Source organism: Corallococcus sp. AB032C, assembly GCF_003668935.1.
GTDB classification, from domain to species: Bacteria; Myxococcota; Myxococcia; order Myxococcales; family Myxococcaceae; genus Corallococcus; species Corallococcus exiguus.
In genome coordinates this window covers 32,511-55,947 of sequence record NZ_RAWP01000043.1, presented here as the reverse complement: position 1 = coordinate 55,947, position 23,437 = coordinate 32,511, and the positions used below count along the sequence as shown (strand labels likewise).

Below are 23,437 nucleotides of genomic sequence, written 5' to 3'. Positions count from 1 at the left end.
GAGGCCTTGTGGGTGCTGTGCGAATCGTGGGGTTGATGCTCGCGGTGGCGGGCGGAGTGCTGCTGTTCACCGGGCTCAAGGCGCGGGACTCGCTCACGGAGCGCGCCACCGAGCTCATCACCGGACGCAACACCGAGCAGACCACGCTCTACGTCGCGGGCGGCGGCGCCGCGCTCGTGGGCGGCGTGCTGCTGGCCCTCTTCGGGGGAGGACGAGGCCGGCGTTAGGCCCCGTCCCCTCCACCCGGACTACTTGGTGGCGCCGGAGGCCTGCGCGGCCTTGGCGCGCTTGGTCGCCTCGCCGAACTGCTTGGTCGCCTCGGTGACCTGGGCCGTCAGTTCCTCAATGCGCTTGGCGTGCGCGGCGGCGCTGGCCTTGGCGGCGGCGACGCGCTCCGCGGCCTGCGGATCCACCACGGCCTTCTTGCCCTTCTCCGGCTTGGGCGGCGTGGCGGCCTCGATGGCCTCCTGCTCGGCGGCCTGCTGCAGCGACTTCTCGTGCTCGATGTACTTGAACATCGCGACGCGCTTGTTCAGGTACGGGTTGGGCAGGTCCGGGTTGATGGCGATGACCTGATCATACGTCTTCAGCGCCAGGTCCAGCTCCGCCGGGACCGCGGGCGCGTTCGGGTTGCGGGCGCCACCGCGCTGCGAGTGCACCTCCGCGATCCAGCTGAGCGCGTCGGTGTCCTTCGGGTTGATCTTCAGGCACTCCTCGAAGTACTGCTTCGCCTTTTCCAGCGGGCCGTTCTTCGCGTACATCGCCGCGACGTTGCGGTAGACGTCGGCCTTCGCCTCGGGCGTCTTCGCGTAGTCCAGCAGCTTCAGCGCGGCCTGCGCGGCCTGGTCCGTCTCACCCGCCTGCAGGTGCGCGAAGGCCATCTTCTCCCAGACCTTCTCCTGGTTCGGGTCGATCTTCAGCGACTCGTCGTACTCCTTCGCCGCCTCCGCGTACTTCTTCTCGAGGAGGAAGTTGGAGCCCTTGGCGCGGTGCTCCTTGGCCTTCTCTTCCTTCTCATCGGCGCAGCCGAAGGAACCGCCCAGGGTCAGCACACCCAGCATCAAACCCACGCTACCCAGTCGCTTCATGCCCAAAGCCTTTCGTGAAGTTCCAGGGGGCACGTCCCAGCCGGGGGCCCCACGCGGCGCGGAATATACCCGAACTCGCCTCGTGTACCCCTCGTCCTGAAGGCGGTGCTGCGCTCCGGGTGGCCCTGTCCGGCAGGGCGCTTCAGGAGCGTGCGCGCGCGAGCAGGGAGACGAGCAGGGGCGCGCCCAGGGCGGCCGTCACCACTCCCACGGGCAATTCACGCCCGGGGAGGATCATCCGCGCCGACGCATCGCACAACGCGAGGAACGCGGCTCCCACCACCACGGACCCAGGCAGCAGCACCCGGCGACTCACACCGAGCGTCCGGCGCACCAGGTGCGGGACGATGAGCTCCACGAAGGCGATGGGGCCGCACCACGCGACGCAGGCGGCGACGCCCAGCGCCCCCAGGCCAATGGCCACCGTGCGGACGCGGCGGACGGGGACCCCCTGGGACTCGGCGTGCTCCTCGCCGGCGATGAAGACCTCCAGCGCGCGGGTGAGGGCGAGCAGCCCCACGATGGTGACGGCCGCGAACGGGGTGAGGAGCCGCACGCCCGCGTAGCCCACCTGCGGCAGGTGGCCGAGCGACCAGCGCATGGCGGCCATGAGCTCGGCGGAGTCCGCGGTGAACTGCAGGCCGGTGGAGATGGCGCCCGCCGCCATGGAGCACGCGATGCCGGCGAGCACCACGTCGTTCATCCGCACGCGGCGGCCCGCGGCGATGGCGGCCACCACCAGGCTGACGCCGAGCGCCCCCATGAAGGCCGCGGCGGTGATGATCGGCGCTCCACCCGGCGCGAGCCGCGCCCCCAGGATGATGGCCACCAGCGCGCCCAGGGTCGCCCCCGCGGTGGTGCCCACGGTGCTGGGCGCGGCGAGCGGATTCGCGAAGAGGGACTGGTACACCGCGCCCACCAGCGACAGCGTGCCGCCGACCAACATGGCCATCAGCGTGCGGGGCACGCGCAGCTGCCAGAAGACGAAGTCCGCCGAGTCCGGGGAGAGCCCCGGACCGATGAACGGCGCCACAGCGCACGCGGCCACGCAGACCGCCAGGAGGAGCCAGGCCTTCACGAGGCGCCTCCGCTCCGGGGCAGGCCCACGAAGACGCGATGGCCTTCCACGGACATCCCGTGCATGCGAACGCCGAACAGCTCGCCCAGCTGTTCGCCCAGGTCGGGGGCGTCGTGGTTCCGCTCGAAGGCCACGCGGCCCTGGAACAGGCCTACGACGCGGGGAGCGCGCGTGCCTGGCGCGTGGGCGTGCGAGATGACGTTGACGTCGTGGGTGACGCAGAGGATGCCGCGCCCCGCGCGCCAGAGGTGGCCCATGCGCGTGTACAGCTCCAACTGCTGCGCGGGGTCCAGGAAGTTGGCGGGCTCATCCAGCAGCACCAGTGGAGTCTCCTGCGCGAGCAGCGCGGCGACCGCCACGCGCTGCCGCTCACCGCCGGACAGCTCCGTGATGGGACGCAGGGCGAAGGATTGGGCGCCTGCTTCCGCCAGCGCCTGGTGCGCCGCTGTCTCGGAGGCGCGGCGGGATTCGGGGAAGCGGTAGCGCGCGGAGACGACCTGCTCCAGTGCGGTGATGGGTTCCGCCGCTTCCAGCCGCTGGGGCAGCCACGCGAGCCGCGCCGCGCGCTCCCGGGGAGCGAGGCCCGACATGTCCTGCCCGTCCACGAACACATGCCCGGCGTCCGGACGCAGCAGGCCCAGCGCCACGCGCAGGAGCGTGGACTTGCCCGCGCCGTTGGGCCCGACGATGGCCACGAAGTCACCGGGGGCCACGCGCAGGGACACGCTGTCCAGCAGCGTCCGCCCCCGAGCCCGCACCGTCACCGCGTCCAGCATCAGCCCGGCCGTCATCGCGAGGAGGGCAGGGTGCCCAAGGCGGCGCGGAGCCGCTCGACGACATCGAGGATGGCGGGCCCGGTGGACTGCACGTCGGGCCCAATGACCAGCCGCACCCGGTCCTCCCGCGCCGAGCGCAGGCCGGTGAGCTGCTTCCATGGAGCGAGGAGCTGCGCCTGCTTCGCGGCATCCAGGGCCGGCGCGCTGATCAGCACCAGCACCGCGTCCGGATCCAGCGCGATGACGCCCTCCAGCGACAGGTTGGGCGGCCCCGTGACGTCCTCCGCGACGGCGTTGCGAGCCCCCGCCGCCTCCAGCGCGGCGCCGTGCAGTGACGCGCGCTTCATGTACCAGACCTCCGACAGCGTGCCCGCCGTGTCGCCCAGCACCAGCAACACGCGGGGAGCATCCTTCGGCGCGGGGCGAGACAGCGTCTGGTTCAGCTTCTCCGCGAGCGCCGCGGCCTGGGGCTCGCGGCCGCTCAGCCGGCCCAGTTCCTTCACACTGCCGACGACTTCCTGGAGCGAAGTCCACGGCAGCACCTTCAGCGGCGCGAGCGCGGAGAGCGCCTCCGCGGGGGCCTGCTTCACCTGTTGATCCACGAGCAGCGTGGGCTTGAGCTTCGCGATGGCTTCGAAGTTCGGCGCGAACGTGGTGCCCACCTTGGGCAGGGCGGGCGTGCCTTGGGGCAGGGCGGTGTAGTCGGACACGCCCACGATCTCCGAGCCCGCGCCCAGCGCGAACAGCGTCTCCGTGACCGAGGGCGACAGCGAGACGATCCGCCGCGCCTGGGCTTCCGGAGAGGAGGGGGCGGGACGCTGGCAGCCCGCCGCGAGCGCGAGCACCACGCAGAGCAGGGAGGGGAGGCGGAAGAGACTCATGGGCGGGCCGACTTCTAGCACGCGCGTCACGGACGGGTGTCCGGGAAGCGGTGTCTGGGTTTCGCTTATCCTGGGAGTTCCTCACAGAGGGGATACCCGGACATGACCTGGATGAATTGGACGTCCCGCGCGCTATGCGCCGCGGCGCTGCTTTGCACTTCCTCGGCCTTTGCCGCGTCGCCGTTCGCGGAAGGGATGATCTCCATCACGTTGGATGACGGCTGGAGCACGCAGTACTCGCTGGCGCGGCCGGCGCTGAAGTCGCGGAACATCCCCGCGACGTACTACCTGGTCACCGACGCGGTGGCGCAGGGTTGGGGCGGTTACATGAGCCTCGCGCAGGTGCAGACGCTCAAGGCGGAGGGCAATGAAATCGCCAGCCACACGCGCACGCACTCGGACCTCACGTCGCTGACGCCCGCGCAGCTGACGTCGGAACTGCACGACTCGCGCACGTGGTTGCAGACGAACGTGGGGGCGACGTGCGGCAAGGATTTCGCGTCACCCTACGGCGCGTACAACGCGACGGTGATGACGGCGCTGAAGACGGAGTACGCCAGCCACCGCACCATCAACGCGGGCCGCAACTTCAAGGACACGGTCATCTACGAACTGCGCGCCAACGACGTGTCGAGCGCCGTGACGGTGGCGCAGGTGAAGGGGTGGATCAACCAGGCCATCGCGGAGAAGAGCTGGCTCATCATCCTCTTCCACGAGTTCACCAGCAGCACGCCCACGCGAGAGACGCAGTACCGGACGACGAACTTCACGAACATCCTCAACTACGTGCAGTCGACGGGCATCCGCACGGTGACGGTGGAGCAGGGGCTCGCGCTGACGGACGGCCTCACGGAGGCGCCGCCGTCCGTGGGCACGGTGGTCTACGACGACGCGATGGGCAGCGGCTTCCAGAACTGGAGCTGGGCGACGCATGATCTGGACCAGTCCGTCACGGTGCACTCCGGCTCCACGGCGGTCAGCTTCGAGCCGGACTACTGGGAGGCGCTGATGTTCCACCACTCGGGATTGGACCTGTCGCTGTACCAGTCCATCGACCTCTGGGTGCACGGAGGCACGACGGGTGGACAGCAGGTGCGGCTGGCGCTCTACAACGGCGGCACGCCGCTGGGCAGCATCAGCCTGGAGACGGCGCTGGGGCACCCCATCTCGGCGGGGACCTGGCAGAAGGTCTCCATTCCGCTCAGCGCCCTGGGCGCGACGTCTGGCACGGTGGATGACTTCTACGTGATGGATGAATCGGGTTCGGATCAGGGCACGCTGTACGTGGACGACTTCGTGCTCGTGCCGTAGTCGTAGCGTCACCGCGCGCCGGTGTCCTCTCCGGCGCGCGCGTGAAGACAATCAGGGCCTACAGCTTGATAAGTTCCACGTCATCCATGTGGATGAAGTTGGAGCCGTTGTGGGCCGGCGACTTGCTGTGCAGGCCGAACTCCAGGTAGCCGTTGGTGACGTTGATGGCGGGCGTCTCCAGCAGCGTGTAGTTGCCGTAGGTGCCCAGGTTGGTGATGGCCGCAGCGCAATCACCGCAGTTCTTCACCTGGAAGCGCGCGAAGTCGAACGTGCCTCCCTTGCGGAACCAGGCGCGCAGCTTGTAGTTGCCGGACGCCAGGCCCGACTTCGTCTGGTACGTCCACGCCTCGTACGCCGCCGCGGACGTCCACTGCGTCAGGTGGAAGCTGCCCGAGTGCCCTCCGTTGTACGTCTCCGAGAACGCCGCCGTGGCCGTGCCATTCGGGCTCCAGGTGGTCCAGCCCGTCATGCCGTTCTCGAAGCCCGGGTTGGTGAGCCCCAGCGACTGCGAGCCGCCCGGCTGGTACCAGCGCACCCACTCCACCTCCATCGTCTTCTTCGCGCCCCAGGCCAGGTCGATGGAGGCGGGCGCCGGGTTCCCGTACCAGACGCCTCCCAGCGCCAGGTTCAAGATGAGGTAGTGGTTCTGCTGGAACTCCGACTCGTTGTGATTGAACGTCGCCGTGGACACGAAGTCCTTGTCCAGGCGGAACACGATGGTGTTCGCCGTCCACTCCACTTCGTACGTGTGGAAGTCCTGCGACAGGTCCACGCCGCGGCTCGCGCCCGTGCCCCAGTCCGCGTTGCCGCCGTTGTGCCAGTGCAGCGCCGACTTCATCCACGTGGGCTCCGTGGACTTCCACTCCAGGATGTCGATCTCCCCCGCGGCCGGCCAGCCCGCGCTCTGGATGTTCGAGCCCAGCGTCCAGAACGCCGGCCACATGCCGTAGCCCGGCGGAACCTTGATGCTCGCGACGATCTTCCCGTAGCGCCCCTCCACCTTGCCCTTGGTGTGGATGCGGCCGGAATAGAACGACCGGTACTGTCCCGCGCAGCGCGAGTCCGTGGGGTTGTCCGCCGTGCGCTCCGCCGAGATGATCAGCTTGCCGTTGGCCACCGCCACGTTCTGCGCGCGCGGGAACTCCAGTTCACCCGTGCCGAAGTTGCAGTTGTTGGTCACCGGATCCCAGTTGCTCGTCAGCACGTTCCACGCGCCCGTGTTCAGCGCCGTGCCCGTGAAGTCGTCCTGCCACGACAGCGACCACCCCGAGCCCGGGTCGTAGGCGCGCTCGCCCTGCTGCGTCTGGCCATAGCCTTCCGCCTCCACCGGGGCGGCGGCTTCCGGCTCGGGAGAACAGCCGGAGAGGGTGGTCAGGAGTCCTGCGGCGACGAGGCCTGCTCGGAAAGGGCGGTGCATGAATGCTCCGGGGTAGGGGGAGCATTCATATTTGCCGGTTTTAACGCGTCTTGCCAGGAAGTCTGGAAGCACCTCAGCCGAGCCACTGGGGATTCTGGACGGTTCCGTCGAAGTGGTGGCTCGTCTTGTACTTCTCGTAGGCGCCGTCCTGGGCCGCGTCCTTCGTTCTGGCGAGCAGGGCCTGGACGTCCTTTTCGCTCAAGGGCTTGAAGGTGCGCGCGGCGGTCAGCGCCTGCTGCAGGCGCTCCTGCGAATCGATGCCGGTGATGACGACGCTGACGGGCAGGGACAGGTTGTAGCGGAGGCACTCGGGCGCGGTGACGGTCTTGCTGTCCAGGATGAACGGGTCGCCCATGCATTTCATGGCGAGCACGCCGATGCCCTCCTTCACGAGCACGGGCAGCACGCGCTTCTCGAAGCTGTTGAAGTGGGCGTCCATCACGTTGAGGGGCAGCTGCACGGTGTCGAAGCGGAAGCCGTGCTTCTTCGCTGTCTCCAGCATCTTCAGGTGGATGTCCGGGGACTTGTGGCCGGTGAAGCCCAGGAAGCGCGCCTTGCCGGCCTTCTGCGCGTCCTTCATGGCCTCGATGGCGCCGCCTTCGGCGAAGGCGCGGTCGGGGTCGTTGTCGCGGATGACTTCGTGGAGCTGGAGCAGGTCCAGGTGGTCCGTCTGGAGTCGCTGGAGGGATTCGTCGATCTGCTTCGCGGCGGTCTTCTTGTCGCGGCCGTCGACCTTCGTCATCAGGAAGGCCTTGGCGCGGTAGCCGTCGCGCAGCGCCTTGCCCATGCGCTCCTCGCTCTTGCCGTCGTTGTAGTCCCAGCAGTTGTCCAGGAAGTTGATGCCCTGGTCCAACGCGCCGCGGATGAGCGCGATGCTCTCCGACTCCTCCTTCTGCTTGCCGATGTGGAAACCCCCGAGCCCGATGCACGACACCTCCTGGCCGGTGCGGCCCAGCTTGCGGCGGGGCACTGCGGACGTGTTCTTCGCCTTCGCGGGTGAAGCCCCGAGTACGGGTGGGGCAACCATCAGCGACAGCGTCGCGGCGAGGAATTCCTTCCGGGTCATGCGCGGGCGTCCTTCTTCCAGAGGGCAGGCAGCGTCTGGGAGGCCGACGTTGGGACCGGGCGACGCCCGGGACAACGGGCGCGAGGGTCGAATGTGCAGGAGCCACCGCTGCGGAGTGCGTGTGCAGGGCGGGCGTGTGCCGCATAATCGACACCCGCATGCGCATCCCCCTCCTTGTGCGGCGCGTGGGTCCGCTCCTCGCGCTGATCCTCCTGGCCGCGTGCCGCATCGAATCCGCCGCGCCGTCGGGAGGCGCTGCCGTGGCACAGGCATCGACCCCGTCCGGCGAGGTGTGGGTCTACACGTCGATGTACCGGCATGTGCTGGATGCGCTGGAGCCCTTGCTCAAGGAGCGGCTGCCCGGAGTCCAGGTGCACTGGTACCAGGCCGGCAGTGAGAAGGTGGCCAGTCGGCTGGAGGCGGAGCGGGCCGGGGGCGCGGTGCGAGCGGACGTGCTGATGACGTCGGATCCATTCCTCTACGAGCGGTTGGCGCGGGACGGCGCGTTCCTGCGCTACGCGTCCGTGAACGCGTTGCGCATTCCGCGAACGCTGCTGGACCTGGACGCGAGGTACGCGGCGGTACGGCTGTCCACGATGGTGCTGGTGCACCGCGTGGGCGCGGGCGAGGCGCCGAAGTCGTTCGCGGCGCTGGTGGATGGAAGCTGGAAGGGACGGGTGGCCATCGGGGATCCACTCACGTCGGGTACCGCGTTCACGTGGGCGGTGTTCCTGCACGCGCGGCGCGGAGATGCCTACTTCGCCGGGCTGAGGGTGCGGGGCGCGGTGGTGGCGGGTGGCAACGCGGCGGTGCTCCAGAAGGTGGAGAGCGGCGAGGTCGACGCGGGCGTGCTGCTGCTGGAGAACGCGCTGACGGCGAAGGCGAAGGGCAGTCCCATCAAGGTCATCTGGCCGGAGGATGGCGCGGTGGTCATCCCGGGACCGGTGGGACTGTTCGCGTCGACTCGCAATCCGGTGGCGGCGAAGGCGCTGGTGGACGTGCTGCTGTCGCCCGAGGGCCAGCGCATCATCGTGGAGAAGGGGGACATGCACGCCGTGGACCCGCGCCTGAGCGGCCCGCGTGGAGAGTCCGGCGTGGACGGATTGCTGAGCCGCGCGCAGCCCTGGACGCCGGAGTTGCTGGAGCAGGGGCTGCTGCACGGCGGCGACATCAAAGAAGCCTTCAGCCGGGCGTTCGCGCGATGAGTCAGGAACGCCCCAACGGAGGACGGGAGTGGGCCCCCGCCGGAGCGGCGCGATCAAAACCTGTCCGACTGTCGGACAGGTTTTCGCTGCTCGGTTGGGAAGGGAGCACCTCCGACCTGGCGGGGGATGCAGCCGGAACGATGGGGAACGACAGCGGGATGCCGTCAGCACGCGGTGCCGCCGCCAGCTGTCCAAACCTGTCGGACAGCCGGACAGGTTCTCGCGGTGGGGCCAGGGTGTCCGACAGCCGGACCGGTTCGCTCGGTAGGCCAAACCTGTCGGACAGTCGGACAGGTTTTTTCAGTGGGCCGCCGCCGGGGCGCCTCTTCAGGATTCTTCCTTTCTCATCCGTTTGGACTGGCGGCTTGGTTGAGGGACTGGCGCATCGCAAGCGCCAGCGCGTGAGCCTTGATGGGGGCGCGCGATGAGGGGGCGGTGGGTTGCGTTGGCCTTGTGGCTCGCGCCGCTGCTGCTCTTCGCGGTGGTTCCGGTCGTGGCGCTCCTGGTGCGGGGCGTGGGGGCGGCGACGGGGGGATTGGGTTCGGTGCTCGCGGCGGAGTCCGGGGCGCTGGTGAACACGCTGGGCATTTCGCTGGGCGCGACGGCGTGGGCGCTGTGCCTGGGGGCTCCGCTGGCCTTCCTCCTGTTCCGCACGGACCTGCCCCTGCGTGGTGCGTTCACCGTGCTGTTCACGCTGCCGTCCGCCATCCCCGCGTTCATCTGGGGCATGGGGTGGCTGTCGCTCGCGAGCCCTCGTGCCGGCTACCTGAACCGCATGCTGGGCGCGGACGTGTTCAACCTCTATGGCGCGGCGGGCATCGCGTTCGTGGAGGGACTATCGGGCCTGCCGTTGGTGCTGCTCGCGGGGGCGGCGGCGCTGCGGCGTGTGGACCCGGCTCTGGAAGAGGCAGCCCGGGTGTGTGGCGCCTCTCCGCTTCGCGCAGTGATGAACACCACCGTTCCCCTGGTGATGCCGGCGCTGTTGTCGGGCGCGGTGATGGTGTTCCTCATGGCCGCGTCGTCCTTTGGTGTGCCGTACCTGCTGGGCGTGTCGGCGTCTCCGCCCACTCGCGTCCTCACCACGCGCATCTATGAACTGGTGCTGTTGGGCAGCGAGGAGGGGTTGCCTCGTGCGTCAGTGCTCGCGTCGTTCCTCCTGCTGCTCACTCCGCTGGCGCTGGGGCTGACCTGGGTGCTGGGCCGAAGCGGACGGGTGCGATTGAGCGCGGGGAAGGGCGTGTCTCCTCGCGTGCTCGCGTTGGGGGCGTGGCGGACCGCGGCGCTCGCCGGTGTGGGCCTCGTGGGCGGGATATTGGTGGTGCTGCCCCTGGCGGCCATCCTGCTTACTTCGCTGCAACGAAGCTTCGGCGCTGCGCTGACCTGGGACACGCTGACGCTGTCGCACTGGTCTGGCGTGCTGTGGGACGCGCGCATGCTGCGGGCCACGGGACACAGTGTGCTGCTCGCCGCGGGGGCGGGCCTGCTGGTGGTGGCGTTGGGCCTTGCAGGTGCGCTCCTTCGGCGGACTTTTCGTCGCGGCGGCGCGGCCGTGGAAGCGATGGCGGTGTGGCCCTTCGCGGTTCCGGGCACGGTGCTGGCGCTCGCGTTGCTGGTGGCGTTCTCTCGGGACTGGCGGCTGGTCGTGCTGGAGCGCTTTGCGTTCGTGCTGGCCCTGGCGCATACGCCGTGGCTGATGCTCGTGGGCTACGTGGGGAAGTACCTGGCGCTCGGCGAACGCAACAGCTCCGAGGCCCTGGCCCAGGTGGATCCTTCGCTCGCGGAGGCCGCGCGCGTCGGCGGTGCCGGACCCGTGCGTGCGTTCGTGGACGCGACGCTTCCATTGCTGCGGCCCGCGCTCACGGTGGCGTTCGTGCTCGCGTTCCTCGCATGCGCCACGGAGATCACGCTGTCCGTGCTGCTGGTGCCCGCGGGCTCCGAGGTCCTGGGCACGCTGCTGTTCGAATTGCAGAGCTACGCGGATCCGGCCGCCGCGGCTGTGCTCGCTTGCGCGTTCGTGGCGCTGGTGGTCGCGGGACAGGCCGTGCTGGCGTGGGCTGGGCGTCGAGTTCCGGAGGTGCGGTGATGGCGGCCATCGTCCTGGAGGATCTGGTCAAGGCTTACGGCGGGACGCCCGTGGTGCGTGGCTTGAGCCTTCAAGTGGGTCAGGGCGAACTGGTGTCCCTGCTGGGCCCTTCTGGATGCGGGAAGACGACGACGCTGCGGATGCTCGCGGGGTTGGAGCATCCGGACGCGGGCGTCATCCGCCTGGGGGATGAAGTCGTCGCTGGACCCGGCGTGCGCGTTCCTCCCGAGAAGCGCGGCCTTGGCATGGTGTTCCAGAGCTACGCCATCTGGCCGCATCGCAGCGTCGAAGCGAACGTCGCCTATCCCCTGTCGCTCCGGAAGGCTCCCCGCCACGAGGTGGCTTCACGCGTGCGTGAGGCTCTGCGCTGGGTTCGGCTGGAGGCCTATGCGGCGCGGATGCCGCACGAATTGTCTGGTGGCCAGTTGCAGCGCGTGGCGCTCGCGCGGGCGCTGGTGGCGGGGCCTCGCGTGCTGCTGCTGGACGAACCCCTGTCGAACCTGGACGCGGCCCTGCGCGAGGAGCTGCGCGCGGAGATCGCCGCGCTGCGAGCCCGGCTGGGCACGACGCTGGTGTTCGTCACGCACGACCAGGGCGAGGCGCTGGCCTTGTCGGACCGCATCGCCGTGATGAACCGGGGCGTCATCGAACAGGTGGATACGCCGGAGCGGTTGTACCGGGAACCGGCGACTCCGTTCGTCGCGGGCTTCGTCGGAGGCGCGAACGTGCTGCGGGGCGAGGTGCGCGCGGGCGCCTTCCACTGCGCGGGGACGGAGACCTCGTTCGATCTGCCCGTGGACGCGAAGCCCGGGCCGGGAACGCTGGTCGTGCGTCCGGAGGATCTGGAGCTGGGGGAGACTGGAACGCCGCTGGTGCTCTCCGCTCGCCTGTTCCTGGGGCACGCGGCGGAGTACCGCTTCCCCGTGGGAGATGCGTTCCTGCGCGTCATCGGGCCGGCGCTGGAGGGCGTGCGCGCCGGCCAGACGCTCCGGGTGCGCGTGCGCAAGGCCACGGTGTTCGACGCGGGCGCTTGAGGCTCAGTAGAGCGACGTCTTCAACCGGCCCGGCAGCTCGCGGTCGTACTCGCCGCCGTCGAAGTTCTCCGGGCTCAGCGCTTCGAGGATGGCGCCGGGGCTCGGGAATTCGGCGCGAGTGACCTGTCGGGCCGGGTCCCAGAGGCCGGAGCGGATCAACGCGCGGCTGCACTGGAAGTAGACCGTCTCCACGGTGATGCGCAGCACGGAGCGCGGGAGCTTGCCCTCGAAGGTGAAGCGCTCCAGCAGCGACGGTTCGATGACGATGCTCGCCCGGCCGTTGACTCGCAGGGTTTCGTTCACGCCCGGGACGAAGAACAGCAGCGCGACACGCGGGTCCGCCAGGATGTTCCGCAGCGAGTCGCAGCGGTTGTTGCCTCGGCGGTCGGGCAGCAGCAGCGTGTGCGCGTCCTCGATGACCACGAACCCCGCGGGATCCCCGCGAGGCGATACATCCAGCCCTTCGGGGCCGGAGGTGGCGAGCGCCATGAACGGCGAGCGCTCGATGAAGGGCCGGTACGCCGGGTGGACGTGGTCCACCTCCTTGAGCACGGACGACTTCCCAGGAACCCCATACAGGCGTTCGAGTGTCTCCAAATCCTTCACGGTCTCCATCCGGGACACCTCCTGGTGGCCATCTTCTCTTTTTAAATGCCCATGTCACACGCGGCACCGGCTGCGTCGTCCTGGGGGTGGGAAGGCACTTCGCCACTCAGAACAAGGAGTTCCTAATGAAGGCCAGGATGAATCCTTTCGCGGTCGCGCCGGAAGCCCTCAAGTCCGTGATGGAGTACAGCGGGAAGGTGTCGGCGCTCGGGCTGGAGTCGAACCTCCAGGAGTTGGTGAAGATCCGCGCCTCGCAGCTCAATGGCTGCGCCTTCTGCATCCACATGCACACCCGCGACGCCCGCGCGCACGGAGAGACCGAGGAGCGCATCTACCTGCTGGACGGCTGGCGTGAGTCGCCGCTGTACACCGAGCGCGAGCGGGCGGCCCTGGGCTGGACTGAAACCCTGACGCTCGTCTCCCAGACGCACGCCCCGGATGCGGACTACGATGCACTCAAGCCGCACTTCACCGAAGAGGAGATCGTGAGCCTGACCCTCCTGATTGGCTTGATCAACACCTGGAACCGGATCTCCGTCGGCTTCCGGTCCATGCACCCGGTGACCGCTCGCAGTGAAGCCGCCTGACGAAAACCCCGCAAACGTCTTCGATCCGCTCCGCCCCCGCCTGCTCCGCATCGCTTACCGGATGCTGGGCATCGTCGCGGAGGCGGAGGACGTGGTGCAGGAGGCGTACCTTCGCTGGCACCAGACGGACCGCGCGGCCGTGCGGGACGCCGAGGCCGTGCTCGTCCGCACGGTGACGCGCCTGTGCCTGGACGTCCTGAAGTCCGCGCGCGTCCGCCGCGAGGAGTATGTGGGCACCTGGCTTCCAGAGCCCCTCATCGAGCCGGTGGTGGAGGGCGACGACTTGACGCTGACCCTGATGATGGCCCTGGAGCGCCTGTCTCCGCTGGAGCGGGCAGCGTTCCTCCTGCACGACGTGTTCGGCATGGACTTCGAGGAGGTGGCGAAGGCCATCGACCGCGATCCGGCGGCCTGCCGTCAGCTCGCCAGCCGGGCGCGGGCCCACGTGCAGGAGGCACGGCCCCGCTTTCCCGTGACGGAGGCCCGGGGCCATGAGCTGGCCTCGGCGTTCTATGCCGCATCCCGGAGCGGTGACACGCACGCGCTCCAGGCGCTCCTCGCCCAGGATGTCGTGCTCTACGCGGACGGGGGCGGCAAGACGAAGGCGGTGCTCAATCCCATCTTCGGCCAGGAGAAGATCGTGCGCATGCTCGAGGCGTTTGTCCGACGCGCGGGCGCGAACGCATCGCAACTCGTGCATGAGGGCACCATCGATGGCCTGCCCGCGTTCGTCACCCTGGAGCCGGACGGGACGCTGCAGACGACGGCGCTCGGTATCGAGGATGGCCGCATCGTCGCCCTCTACATCACGCGCAACCCCGACAAGCTGAAGGGCATCCGGCGGATGGTGGAAGGGGAGCCGGCGTAGGGCTTCAGTGCGCGGCGAAGGACTCGCGCGCGAACTCGATGAACCGCAGCAGGGCCGGGGAGCTTCCGGCCTTGCGCCAGGCGATGGCGGTGTTCGTCACCGGCGCGTCCTCCGGCAGGTCGATGAAGGCCACGCCGGAGTGGTGCTCCGTGTCGGGCGTGTGCGGCATGGGCGCGATGCCGAAGCCCGCGGAGACGAACCAGATCTTCGTCGCGACGTTCTGCGCGTACTGGCGCACCGCCGGTTCGACCCCCGCGTCGCGGAGCCGGTCGAAGAACGCCGCGTAGTAGTCCGGCGGCGCGACGCCGGGCTCCACCAGGATGAGCGGCTCATCCCGCAGGTCCTTCCACGCCACCGCCTTCCGCTTCGCGAACGGATGCCGTGAGGGCACCGCCAGCCGGAAGGGCTCCCGTCGGATGAGGTGGGAGACGACGTTCGGAGGCATCCGCTCGCGCGGGCGCAGGATGCCCACGTCCAACGTGCCCCGCTCCAGCGCCTCCAACTGCCACGCGGACGGATGGTTGCTCAGCTCGATGTGGACCCCGGGCACCTTCTTCTGGAAGGCCCGGAGCATGGCCGCGAACCGGGGCGTCGCGAACGACGAGATGAGGCCCAGCACCAGCACGTCCTGTTCGCCCCGGGCCTGCCTCGCCGCGTGCTCCTGGAATCGCTTCGCGCGCTCCAGGAGTTGGTGCGCTTCCGGCAACAGCTCGCGCCCCAGCTTCGTGAGGCGCACCGCGCGGGCTTCGCGTTCGAAGAGGGCGCCGCCCAGCTCGGTTTCGAACTTGCGGATCTGCTGACTGAGCGGCGGCTGGGCGATGTGCAGACGCTTCGCGGCGCGGGTGAAGCTGAGCTCCTCCGCGACGGCGACGAAGTACCGCAGGTGGCGCAGCTCCATGGTCCATATGCTCCAGGTCTGGATTCCAGACCCAGGATATATTGGAAGTATGGGTGGGGGAGCGCTAGGCATGTCGCATGGAGACCTCCTCCGCCGTGCTCCCCGTCGCCGTGCCCCAGGCCGCGCCGATGGATCGCCGGCTGCTGTGGACGATGACGACGGCGACGGTGCTCGCGGTGGGCAACGTCTATTACAGCCAGCCGCTGCTGGGCGTCATCGCGCAGACCTTCGGCCTGTCCGCCTCCGCCGTGGGCTCCGTGCCGATGATGTCGCAGTTGGGCTACGTGGCCGGACTGGTGCTCCTGACGCCGCTGGGCGACGTGCTGGAGAAGCGCGGTCTGCTGGTGACGATGCTGGGGCTCGCGGCGGCGGCGCTCTTCGCGGCGGGTCTGGCTCCCTCGTTCCCCCTGTTCCTGGCCGCCTGCGTGGCCATTGGGCTCACGGCGGTGCTGGTGCAGATCCTCATCCCCTTCGTCGCGGCGCTCAGCTCGCCCGAGGAGCGAGGGAGGAACCTGGGCGTGGTGCTCAGCGCCGCGTTGGTGGGCGTGCTCATCTCCCGCACGCTCAGCGGCTTCGTGGCGACACACCTGGGCTGGCGCGGGGTGTACTTCGCGGCCGGTGCGACGATGGTGGGCCTGGCGATGACGCTGCGGCTGGGGCTGCCTCGCTACGAGTCCTCCACGCGGCTGACGTATCCGCGCCTCCTCCAGTCGCTTTGGACGCTGCAGCGGGACTTGCCGGGGCTCCGGGCCATCGCGCTCACGGGCGCCCTGATGTACGCCGCGCTCTCCGCGTTCTGGGCGTCGCTGGCGTTCTTCCTGAGCAGTGACGCGTACCACCAGGGGCCGGGCACGGCGGGCATGTTCGGTCTCATCGGGACGGTGGGGGCGCTCGCCGCGAACGTCACGGGGCGGCACGCGCAGCGCATTGGTGCGCGGCGCATCGTCCGGGCGTGCATCGTCACGATGCTGGCGGCGTTCGGAGTGTTCGCCGTCTTCGGCACGCTGTGGGCCGGGCTCATCGCGGGCGTGGTGCTGCTGGACCTGGGGGCGCAGGCCGCCACGGTGTCCAACCAGACGGAGCTGTACCGCCTGCACCCCACCGCGCAGACGCGCCTCAACACGCTCTACAAGATGTTCTACTTCGTGGGCGGTGCCTGCGGTTCGGCGCTCTCCGCCATCGCGTGGGACCACGCGGGCTGGCGGGGCGTGTGCTCGGTGGGCGGTGGGTTCCTGGTCCTCGCGTTCGTGTGGGAACAGGTCCAGGCGCGGCGGGCCGCCGCTTCGCCTTCCGTCACTTGACCGAAGGCAGCTTCTTCGCGAGCGCGCGGTGGACTCCACCGGGCTCAAGCCGGTCATCGACGCGCGCTATCCGCTGGAGGCCCTGCCCGCCGCGCTGGAGCACCTGCGGAAGGGCGCGTTCGGGAAGATCGTGGTGGAGTCCCACTGAGCCACGCGGAGTAGGGTGCGGCGCATGTCGTCGCGCCCCTCCGCCGAAAGCCCACGCCGCTTCCACGACGAGCCGTTGGTCGTCGTCTTTCGCCACCTGGAGGCGCTGGTGTCGTCCGGGCCCGTGTCCATCGACGTGCCGGATCCAGACCTGGGCCACGGGCGCTATCCCGGCGAGCGCGTGGAGGGTGGGCTCGTGCACCGTCCGCTGCGGAGCTGGTGCGACCTGGCGGAGGGGCTGTCGTGCCGCCTGCGCACGCCTCGCGGAGTGGACGCGACGCACGTGCGGCTCACGTTCGAGCCACTGGGCTCGGAGGCTTCGTGGCACGCGGGAGGCGGGACGCGGACGGAGGCGCCACAGGAGCGCTATGGCGCCGCGTCCGACTTCGCGCGCGTGCGGAAGTTCGAGGACGCGGGCTTCCTGCTGCCCTGGCTGGAGGCGGTGGGGCGACTGGCATTGCTCCCGGGGGCTCGGCTCCTGGACCTGGGCGTCAACCGGGGCGATGAGCTGGCCGCGTTCACGGAGGTGGAGGACATCCGCTTCGTCGGTGTGGACCACAGCGCGAGCGCGTTGGCGGAGGCTCGGGCGGCGTTCCCGGATCCGCGCCATGCGTTCGTGCAGGCGGACCTGAACGCGTTGCCCTCGGACCTGGGCCGCTTCGACGCGGTGGTGTCGGTGGGCACGTTGCAGAGCCCGGGCGTGGATGACCGGGCGCTCTTGCGCAAGCTGGTGCAGGAGCACCTGGAGCCCAAGGCCTCGCTGGTGCTGGGCTTCCCCAACTCACGCTTCCGCGATGGAGAGGTCGTGTACGGCGCGCGCGTGCGCAACCTTCGCGAGCCGGACCTGTCGCTGCTGGTGAAGGACCTGTCCTTCTACCGCCGCTATCTGCACCAGCACGGCTTCCGCACGTTCCTGGGCGGCAAATACGACCTGCTGCTCACGGCGGTCCGAGGTCAGGCTTCCGGTTCGGGTGACGAAGACGCCTGAGCCTCGGGCTGCGAGAGGTGATGGGCCGTGAGAGGGATCACCAGCAGGCTGCCCAGCCAGAAGATGAAGCCAATGGAGGGGTAGAGCAGCTCCAGGTAGCGGTCCCCGCCGCTTTCGTCCGCGGGGATGGGGTTGATGTACCAGGTGAGCGACGTCAGTCCGAGGATGCACGCCGCGCCGCCGACCCAGAGCGCCTTCCGGTCCGCACCCACCAGGAGCATGACGAAGGCCACGCACATCAGGGGGTTCGCGAACCAGCCGAACTGCATCGTGAACACCCCCAGCCAACCCATGAGCAGCAGCGCGAGGCCCCACATCTGTTCCTCGTCACGCTTGTTCGCGTTGAACACGGTCATCGCGGGCGTCGCACAGGCGAGCACGAAGAGCAGGGCCGACGCGCCACAGGCGAGGAGGCGTGTCTTCTGTTGGGACTGGGCGTGGGCAGAAGGCGCTGGACGAGGAGAGGTCATCGGGGCGGATGCTACTTCATTCCCCTGGCGTTCCATGGAGGGGTCAGTGCAGGACCCCGTCGTCGGAGATCCCCCACACCGGGTCGAAGCCATTGGTGATGTAGACCCGATCGAACTGGCTGTTGCAGCTCAGCACCATGGAAGCGCTTTGTGAGGGCGACAGCTTCGCGAGCCGGACGGCATGCTCGAAGGCGTCATCGGACGTCGGCTGGGCATTCTCGCGAGCGGCCCGGCAGGCTTCGGTCGCCACGGCATGAAGCCGGTACAGCACGCGGAGCTGGTATGCCGTGCCAGAGAAGAAGAAGCACACCGGTGCGGCGAGGAGCAGTGCGAGCACCGACAACCGCCGGCTCGGCTTGGACGCCCGTGACAGGATTTCCAGGACGGCCAGGGCGAAGAACAGCCCCGCCACGATCACGAGCGGGAAATCCAGCAGCAGCAGGGCAAACGGGCCGAAGGCCACCGCCGTCGCCAGGAGCATCAAGAGGAACACCGGTACGGCCAGGAGCCATGAAAGCACCGACAGCAGACGGCTCGGCTTGAGTGCCCGTGACAGGATGGCCGCGATGGCCAGGACGAAGGACAGCCCCGCCGCGGCCGCGAGCGGGCTGTTCCTGTAACCCATCAGCAGCGCTTGGGGAAACGGGGCGAAGGACACCACCGCGACCAGGAGCAGCAGCAGCGCCACGATGGGCACTGCCCGCCACAGGGTCGTTTCCTCCTCGAGTCGAAGCCACCTGGGAACCATGTCTTCGTGTGCCTCCGAGGCTACTTTGCCACCTTGGCGCGCAGCTTCTCCAGCGTCTGGGCCAGGCGGCGGGCGCGGGTCTCCTCCTTCTTCGCTTCGGTGAGCGCCTTCACGAACTCCTTGCGATGCGTGAACGCCAGGTTCGTGAAGACGTCCCGCAGCGCGGGCTCCGCGTCCAGTGCACGCTGGAGGTCTTCCGGCACCTCGATCTCCCGAGGTGCCGTGTCCCGCTCCAGCGTGATGCTCAGCATCGCGCCGTCCTCGACGCCCGCGGCCTCGCGCACCTCCTTGGTGAAGCCCAGGTACGTGATGCCTCCGTACACCATCAACCGGCTCCGGAAGGGCTCGCCGTTGACGGTGCCCACCACGGGCGGCCGGGCTTCTCCGTATTCCTCGCGGCTGTCGAACGGACAGCGCACGAACCGGCCTCCCATGTCATTGGCAACCTCGAGCTTCGCCTTGAACTTGCGCGCGGCCATGAGCGTGTCCCTGGCCTACGGCTTGACGAACTTGAACGCGAACCGGTCGCTCGTGCCCCGGCGCTCGCCCGCTGCGCCCGGACTGGAGCTCCAGTCGCGCGTGTCCTCCGGGTTGCGCCAGACCTTGCTCTCCTCCTGGAACTGGAAGCCCGCGGTCTGCACCTCGTCACGCACCAGCTGCTCGTCGATGCGGTGCAGCGTCTGGCCTTCCGTGATGCCCGTGCCCGCCTTCGCGCTGGAGTCGAGGATGACGTACACGCCGCCCGGCTTGAGCGCCTGGAACACCGCCGCGTTCATCTTCGCCCGGTCGACGCCCAGCCATCCCGTGTCGTGGTAGATGATGTGGCTCACCACCGCGTCCAGCGTGCCGTTCAGCTCGGGCGGGAAGGGCGCGTCCAGCTCACGGTCCAGGCGCACCACGTTCTGGTTCATTGGCCGCGCCAGCCGCTCCTGCCACGGCTTCTCCGCGAACCGCTCCAGCACGACCTTGGGGTTCTCGCCGTACACCTTGCCCTCGGGCCCCACCGCGCGCGCCAGCAGCTCCGTGGTGTAGCCGCCGCCCGCCATCAGCTCCGCCACGTGCATGCCGGGCTTCACGCCCACGAACTCCAGCAGGGCGGCCGGATGCCGGCCCGCGTCCAGCTTGCGGTCCGCCTCCGTGCGGTCCGGCGCATCCACCAGCGCCTGTGCGGATACGGCCGCCGAATGCGTCTGGGTGGGAGACGCCGGAGCCGTGGGCGTCGAGTGGGAGCAGCCCGCGAGGGCCAGGAACGATGCCGCCATCAGTGCATTTCGCATGGGCGATCCATATCGCCCGCACCCGCGCCTTCCTTCCGAAAAGAAGGTCACTGTCCGCTTGCGGGACACCACGTGCCACGAGCGGACACCGCGCGTCCGTCCCGGAGGCCCTCCGACCCGCAGGGCGGCCGTGGCGCTAGAGTTGCAGCCCGCCCTGGACCGACGCCATGTCCCAGCTCCTCCAAGACGTCCGCCTGTCGCTGCGCCGGATGCGCCGCGAGCCCGTGTTCACCTCGGTCGTGGTGGCCACGCTCGCGCTCGCCATCGGAGCCACCACCGCCGTCTTCAGCCTCGTGTATCAGGTGCTGCTCAAACCCCTGCCGTACCCTGAACCCCAGGAGCTGCTGCGCCTGTATCAGTCCACGCCGCAGCGTGAGCGGGGCGGTGTGGCGTACTCGTACCTCCAGGCGTGGCGCGAGCGTCCGGGCGCGTTCCAGGCCATCGAGGGCGCCACCGCGATGGACTACACGCTGACCGGCCCGAGCGCGGCGCAGCGGGTGCGCGCGGGGCTCGCGACGCCGGGCCTGCTGTCACTGCTGGGTGTGCGGCCCGAGCGTGGACAGGACTTCGGACCGGAGTCCCAGGGGGCAGGGCGAGACCGGAGCGTGCTCGTGTCCCACGCCTTCTGGCGGAGCCACTTCGGTGGACGCGCGGACGTGGTGGGCCAGACGCTCACGTTGGATGGCGCACCCCATGTCGTCCAGGGCGTGCTGCCCGCGTCGTTCCGCTTCTGGCCGGGCGTGGACCTGTGGAAGCCGCTGACGCCCGCGCCTCCGGGTCAGGCTTCGGAGGAGCTGTACCTGCGGGGCGTGGGCCGGTTGCGGCCGGGTGTCCCGCTGGAGCGCGCACGCGCGGAGCTGGAGGAACACTCGCGCGCGTGGGCCGCGACGATGGGCGGCAGTGAAGCGGCGCCCGGGGTGCGGCTGGTGCCGTTGCATGAACAGGTGGTGGAGACCTCGCGCGAGCAACTGTGGCTGCTGGCAGGAGTGATGGCGCTGGTGCTGTGCGTGGCGTGCGCCAACGTGGCGAACCTGCTGCTCGCGCGCGCCAGTGCCCGCGAGCGCGAGGTGGCGGTGCGCGCGGCGCTGGGCGCGGACCGGGGACGGCTGGTGCGGCAGTTCCTGGCGGAGAGCGCGGTGCTGGCCCTGATGGGCGGCGCGGCGGGCCTGCTGCTGGCGTTGTGGGGGATGGACCTCCTGCGCGTGTTCGTCCCCGGAGAGGTCGTGTCGCCGGAGGAGCTCCGGTTGGAGCCGCACGTGCTCGCCATCGCGGCGGGCCTGTCGCTGACGACCAGCGTCCTCTTCGGCCTGGTGCCCGCGCTGCGCGCATCCCGCGCGGAGGCGAAGGGGGCGCTCGGAGGGCTTCGCGGAGGGAAGGGCGTGACCGGACCGATGCGGGCGCGGGCCGTGCTGGTGGTCGCGCAGGTCGCGTTGGCGCTCGTGCCGCTGGTGGGCGCGGGCCTGATGCTGCGCACGCTCCATGCGCTGCACTCCGTGGCGCCGGGCTTCGACCCGCGAGGCGTCAGCGCGATGGACCTGTCATTCCCCCGCGAGGCCTACGGGAGGGATGACACCCGCCGACGGCAGGTGAGCGCGGAGCTGCTGGCGCGGGTGCGGGCGTTGCCGTCGGTGCAGTCCGCGGGGCTGGCCAGCACACTGCCGCTGTGGAACCGCAACGGCTTCAGCGCGGTGGTGCTGCCCGGTGAGACAGAGGCGGAGGCCCAGGCGCGCGAAGCGGTCAACTTCCGCGCGGTGAGCGACGGCTACTTCGCCACGCTGCGCATCCCGCTGAAGGAGGGACGCGACGTGAACTCCATGGACGGCGCGGGCGCGGCGCCGGTGATGGTGGTCAACGAGACCTTCGCGCGGCGCTTCCTGTCGAAGGGGTCGGCGTTGGGCCAGCGCGCACGGCTGACGCTCGACGGCGAGCCGTTCCGGGAGGTGGTGGGTGTGGTGGGCGACGTGCACCACGCGAGCCTCGCGGAGGAGCCGCGCGCGGAGGTGTACCTGCCCATGGATCAATTCGAGGGCCTGTTCATGGTCATCGCCGTGCGCGCCACCCGGGACTCGCAGGCGCTGCTGCCCGCGCTGCGCGAACAGCTTCGCGCGGTGGATCCAAACCTGCCGCTGGTCCAGGTGCGCGACCTGGAGGCCGTGGTCGAGGAGAGTCTGGGCCGCACGCGGGTGATGAGCGGCCTGCTCACGGCCATGGCGGTGCTCGCGCTGACGCTGGCGGGCGTGGGCCTGTACGGCGTGCTGGTGTACACGGTGAGCCAGCGCACGCGCGAGCTGGGCATCCGCATGGCGCTGGGCGCGGACCGGGGACGGCTGGTGCGGCAGTTCCTGGCGGAGAGCGCGGTGCTGGCCCTGATGGGCGGCGCGGCGGGCCTGCTGCTGGCGTTGTGGGGGATGGACCTCCTGCGCGTGTTCGTCCCCGGAGAGGTCGTGTCGCCGGAGGAGCTCCGGTTGGAGCCGCACGTGCTCGCCATCGCGGCGGGCCTGTCGCTGACGACCAGCGTCCTCTTCGGCCTGGTGCCCGCGCTGCGCGCATCCCGCGCGGAGGCGAAGGGGGCGCTCGGAGGGCTTCGCGGAGGGAAGGGCGTGACCGGACCGATGCGGGCGCGGGCCGTGCTGGTGGTCGCGCAGGTCGCGTTGGCGCTCGTGCCGCTGGTGGGCGCGGGCCTGATGCTGCGCACGCTCCATGCGCTGCACTCCGTGGCGCCGGGCTTCGACCCGCGAGGCGTCAGCGCGATGGACCTGTCATTCCCCCGCGAGGCCTACGGGAGGGATGACACCCGCCGACGGCAGGTGAGCGCGGAGCTGCTGGCGCGGGTGCGGGCGTTGCCGTCGGTGCAGTCCGCGGGGCTGGCCAGCACACTGCCGCTGTGGAACCGCAACGGCTTCAGCGCGGTGGTGCTGCCCGGTGAGACAGAGGCGGAGGCCCAGGCGCGCGAAGCGGTCAACTTCCGCGCGGTGAGCGACGGCTACTTCGCCACGCTGCGCATCCCGCTGAAGGAGGGACGCGACGTGAACTCCATGGACGGCGCGGGCGCGGCGCCGGTGATGGTGGTCAACGAGACCTTCGCGCGGCGCTTCCTGTCGAAGGGGTCGGCGTTGGGCCAGCGCGCACGGCTGACGCTCGACGGCGAGCCGTTCCGGGAGGTGGTGGGTGTGGTGGGCGACGTGCACCACGCGAGCCTCGCGGAGGAGCCGCGCGCGGAGGTGTACCTGCCCATGGATCAATTCGAGGGCCTGTTCATGGTCATCGCCGTGCGCGCCACCCGGGACTCGCAGGCGCTGCTGCCCGCGCTGCGCGAACAGCTTCGCGCGGTGGATCCAAACCTGCCGCTGGTCCAGGTGCGCGACCTGGAGGCCGTGGTCGAGGAGAGTCTGGGCCGCACGCGGGTGATGAGCGGCCTGCTCACGGCCATGGCGGTGCTCGCGCGCGGCCTCGCGGGGATGCTCTACGGCGTGGGCGCGTTGGACGCCCTGACGTTCGGAGGCGTGCCCCTCCTACTGGGCGCGGTGGCGCTCGTGGCCAGTTGGTTGCCCGCACGCCGCGCGCTGCGCGTGACGCCCGCCATCGCGCTCCGGGCGGACGAATAGGGC

General features: G+C 69.8%; 23 protein-coding genes. 11 read left to right on the top strand and 12 right to left on the bottom strand.

The genetic code is table 11. From position 1 onward, the window contains the following. Nucleotides 1-8 precede the first annotated feature (8 nt). The gene (locus tag D7X99_RS20290) at nucleotides 9-227 is read left to right on the top strand and encodes a DUF3185 family protein (RefSeq protein WP_014396547.1); all 219 of its coding nucleotides are present in this window, start codon (nucleotides 9-11) and stop codon (nucleotides 225-227) included. Nucleotides 228-248: 21 nt separating this feature from the next. On the opposite strand, the gene D7X99_RS20285 is transcribed toward D7X99_RS20290, so the two are convergent. The 4 genes from D7X99_RS20285 to D7X99_RS20270 all read right to left on the bottom strand — a co-directional run bounded on the left by D7X99_RS20285 (nucleotide 249) and on the right by D7X99_RS20270 (nucleotide 3,823). Next, complete coding sequence (locus tag D7X99_RS20285; protein WP_121779223.1) at nucleotides 249-1,088, bottom strand: lipopolysaccharide assembly protein LapB; 840 nt, start codon at nucleotides 1,086-1,088, stop codon at nucleotides 249-251. Nucleotides 1,089-1,230: 142 nt separating this feature from the next. Next, nucleotides 1,231-2,166 (bottom strand): iron ABC transporter permease, encoded by a 936-nt coding sequence (locus D7X99_RS20280; RefSeq protein ID WP_121779222.1) that lies wholly within the window; start codon nucleotides 2,164-2,166, stop codon nucleotides 1,231-1,233. Then, a complete protein-coding gene (locus tag D7X99_RS20275) occupies nucleotides 2,163-2,942 on the bottom strand; it encodes an ABC transporter ATP-binding protein (protein ID WP_233613559.1) in 780 nt (259 codons plus the stop codon). The genes D7X99_RS20280 and D7X99_RS20275 overlap by 4 nt, the downstream gene beginning before the upstream one ends. 11 nt (nucleotides 2,943-2,953) lie before the next feature. After that, nucleotides 2,954-3,823 (bottom strand): ABC transporter substrate-binding protein, encoded by an 870-nt coding sequence (locus D7X99_RS20270; RefSeq protein WP_233613557.1) that lies wholly within the window; start codon nucleotides 3,821-3,823, stop codon nucleotides 2,954-2,956. Between the two features lie 102 nt (nucleotides 3,824-3,925). Between D7X99_RS20270 and D7X99_RS20265 the strand changes: the two genes are divergently transcribed. Beyond that, nucleotides 3,926-5,134, top strand: a complete 1,209-nt coding sequence (locus D7X99_RS20265) for a polysaccharide deacetylase family protein (protein WP_121779219.1) — start codon at nucleotides 3,926-3,928, stop codon at nucleotides 5,132-5,134. A gap of 58 nt (nucleotides 5,135-5,192) precedes the next feature. Here the strand turns inward: D7X99_RS20265 and D7X99_RS20260 are convergent, their stop codons facing one another. Together D7X99_RS20260 and D7X99_RS20255 are read right to left on the bottom strand one after the other, a co-directional pair. Continuing rightward, a complete protein-coding gene (locus D7X99_RS20260; RefSeq protein WP_121779218.1) occupies nucleotides 5,193-6,551 on the bottom strand; it encodes a family 16 glycosylhydrolase in 1,359 nt (452 codons plus the stop codon). Nucleotides 6,552-6,624: 73 nt separating this feature from the next. Then, nucleotides 6,625-7,617, bottom strand: coding sequence for an aldo/keto reductase (locus D7X99_RS20255; RefSeq protein ID WP_121779217.1), 993 nt, complete (start codon nucleotides 7,615-7,617; stop codon nucleotides 6,625-6,627). Between the two features lie 158 nt (nucleotides 7,618-7,775). Here D7X99_RS20255 and D7X99_RS20250 point away from each other — a divergent pair, with 158 nt between their 5' ends. From D7X99_RS20250 to D7X99_RS20240, 3 genes are all read left to right on the top strand, one after another. Continuing rightward, nucleotides 7,776-8,822 (top strand): ABC transporter substrate-binding protein, encoded by a 1,047-nt coding sequence (locus D7X99_RS20250; protein WP_121779233.1) that lies wholly within the window; start codon nucleotides 7,776-7,778, stop codon nucleotides 8,820-8,822. A gap of 424 nt (nucleotides 8,823-9,246) precedes the next feature. Then, nucleotides 9,247-10,905 (top strand): iron ABC transporter permease, encoded by a 1,659-nt coding sequence (locus D7X99_RS20245; RefSeq protein ID WP_121779216.1) that lies wholly within the window; start codon nucleotides 9,247-9,249, stop codon nucleotides 10,903-10,905. Further along, nucleotides 10,905-11,939: an ABC transporter ATP-binding protein gene (locus D7X99_RS20240; protein WP_169827409.1), complete on the top strand. Its 1,035-nt coding sequence runs from the start codon at nucleotides 10,905-10,907 to the stop codon at nucleotides 11,937-11,939. The genes D7X99_RS20245 and D7X99_RS20240 overlap by 1 nt, the downstream gene beginning before the upstream one ends. 3 nt (nucleotides 11,940-11,942) lie before the next feature. Here the strand turns inward: D7X99_RS20240 and D7X99_RS20235 are convergent, their stop codons facing one another. Beyond that, the gene (locus D7X99_RS20235) at nucleotides 11,943-12,554 is read right to left on the bottom strand and encodes a pyridoxamine 5'-phosphate oxidase family protein (protein ID WP_121779214.1); all 612 of its coding nucleotides are present in this window, start codon (nucleotides 12,552-12,554) and stop codon (nucleotides 11,943-11,945) included. A 116-nt stretch (nucleotides 12,555-12,670) separates the two neighbouring features. On the opposite strand from D7X99_RS20235, the gene D7X99_RS20230 reads away from it, so the two are divergent. After that, on the top strand, nucleotides 12,671-13,132 hold the full coding sequence (locus tag D7X99_RS20230) for a carboxymuconolactone decarboxylase family protein (protein WP_121779213.1): 462 nt from the start codon (nucleotides 12,671-12,673) through the stop codon (nucleotides 13,130-13,132). Beyond that, nucleotides 13,119-14,000 (top strand): sigma-70 family RNA polymerase sigma factor, encoded by an 882-nt coding sequence (locus tag D7X99_RS20225; protein WP_121779212.1) that lies wholly within the window; start codon nucleotides 13,119-13,121, stop codon nucleotides 13,998-14,000. The genes D7X99_RS20230 and D7X99_RS20225 overlap by 14 nt, the downstream gene beginning before the upstream one ends. Before the next feature lie 4 nt (nucleotides 14,001-14,004). Here the strand turns inward: D7X99_RS20225 and D7X99_RS20220 are convergent, their stop codons facing one another. Then, nucleotides 14,005-14,898 (bottom strand): LysR family transcriptional regulator, encoded by an 894-nt coding sequence (locus D7X99_RS20220; RefSeq protein WP_158627039.1) that lies wholly within the window; start codon nucleotides 14,896-14,898, stop codon nucleotides 14,005-14,007. A gap of 77 nt (nucleotides 14,899-14,975) precedes the next feature. Between D7X99_RS20220 and D7X99_RS20215 the strand changes: the two genes are divergently transcribed. The 3 genes from D7X99_RS20215 to D7X99_RS20205 are packed head-to-tail and all read left to right on the top strand — an operon-like array spanning nucleotide 14,976 to nucleotide 17,334. Then, a complete protein-coding gene (locus tag D7X99_RS20215; RefSeq protein WP_121779210.1) occupies nucleotides 14,976-16,199 on the top strand; it encodes an MFS transporter in 1,224 nt (407 codons plus the stop codon). A 28-nt stretch (nucleotides 16,200-16,227) separates the two neighbouring features. Beyond that, a complete protein-coding gene (locus tag D7X99_RS20210; RefSeq protein ID WP_199756355.1) occupies nucleotides 16,228-16,347 on the top strand; it encodes a zinc-binding dehydrogenase in 120 nt (39 codons plus the stop codon). Between the two features lie 24 nt (nucleotides 16,348-16,371). Continuing rightward, nucleotides 16,372-17,334: a bifunctional 2-polyprenyl-6-hydroxyphenol methylase/3-demethylubiquinol 3-O-methyltransferase UbiG gene (locus D7X99_RS20205; RefSeq protein WP_121779209.1), complete on the top strand. Its 963-nt coding sequence runs from the start codon at nucleotides 16,372-16,374 to the stop codon at nucleotides 17,332-17,334. On the opposite strand, the gene D7X99_RS20200 is transcribed toward D7X99_RS20205, so the two are convergent. From D7X99_RS20200 to D7X99_RS20185, 4 genes are all read right to left on the bottom strand, one after another. Further along, nucleotides 17,301-17,804, bottom strand: coding sequence for a hypothetical protein (locus D7X99_RS20200; protein WP_121779208.1), 504 nt, complete (start codon nucleotides 17,802-17,804; stop codon nucleotides 17,301-17,303). The two genes, D7X99_RS20205 and D7X99_RS20200, sit on opposite strands and share 34 nt — an antisense overlap. Before the next feature lie 43 nt (nucleotides 17,805-17,847). Further along, nucleotides 17,848-18,492: a hypothetical protein gene (locus tag D7X99_RS20195; RefSeq protein ID WP_147476199.1), complete on the bottom strand. Its 645-nt coding sequence runs from the start codon at nucleotides 18,490-18,492 to the stop codon at nucleotides 17,848-17,850. 80 nt (nucleotides 18,493-18,572) lie between these two features. After that, nucleotides 18,573-19,031, bottom strand: a complete 459-nt coding sequence (locus D7X99_RS20190) for a YdeI/OmpD-associated family protein (RefSeq protein ID WP_121779206.1) — start codon at nucleotides 19,029-19,031, stop codon at nucleotides 18,573-18,575. Between the two features lie 15 nt (nucleotides 19,032-19,046). After that, on the bottom strand, nucleotides 19,047-19,829 hold the full coding sequence (locus D7X99_RS20185) for a class I SAM-dependent methyltransferase (protein ID WP_121779205.1): 783 nt from the start codon (nucleotides 19,827-19,829) through the stop codon (nucleotides 19,047-19,049). Nucleotides 19,830-19,996: 167 nt separating this feature from the next. On the opposite strand from D7X99_RS20185, the gene D7X99_RS20180 reads away from it, so the two are divergent. Beyond that, the gene (locus D7X99_RS20180) at nucleotides 19,997-23,434 is read left to right on the top strand and encodes an ADOP family duplicated permease (RefSeq protein ID WP_121779204.1); all 3,438 of its coding nucleotides are present in this window, start codon (nucleotides 19,997-19,999) and stop codon (nucleotides 23,432-23,434) included. The last annotated feature ends 3 nt before the right edge of the window (nucleotides 23,435-23,437 follow it).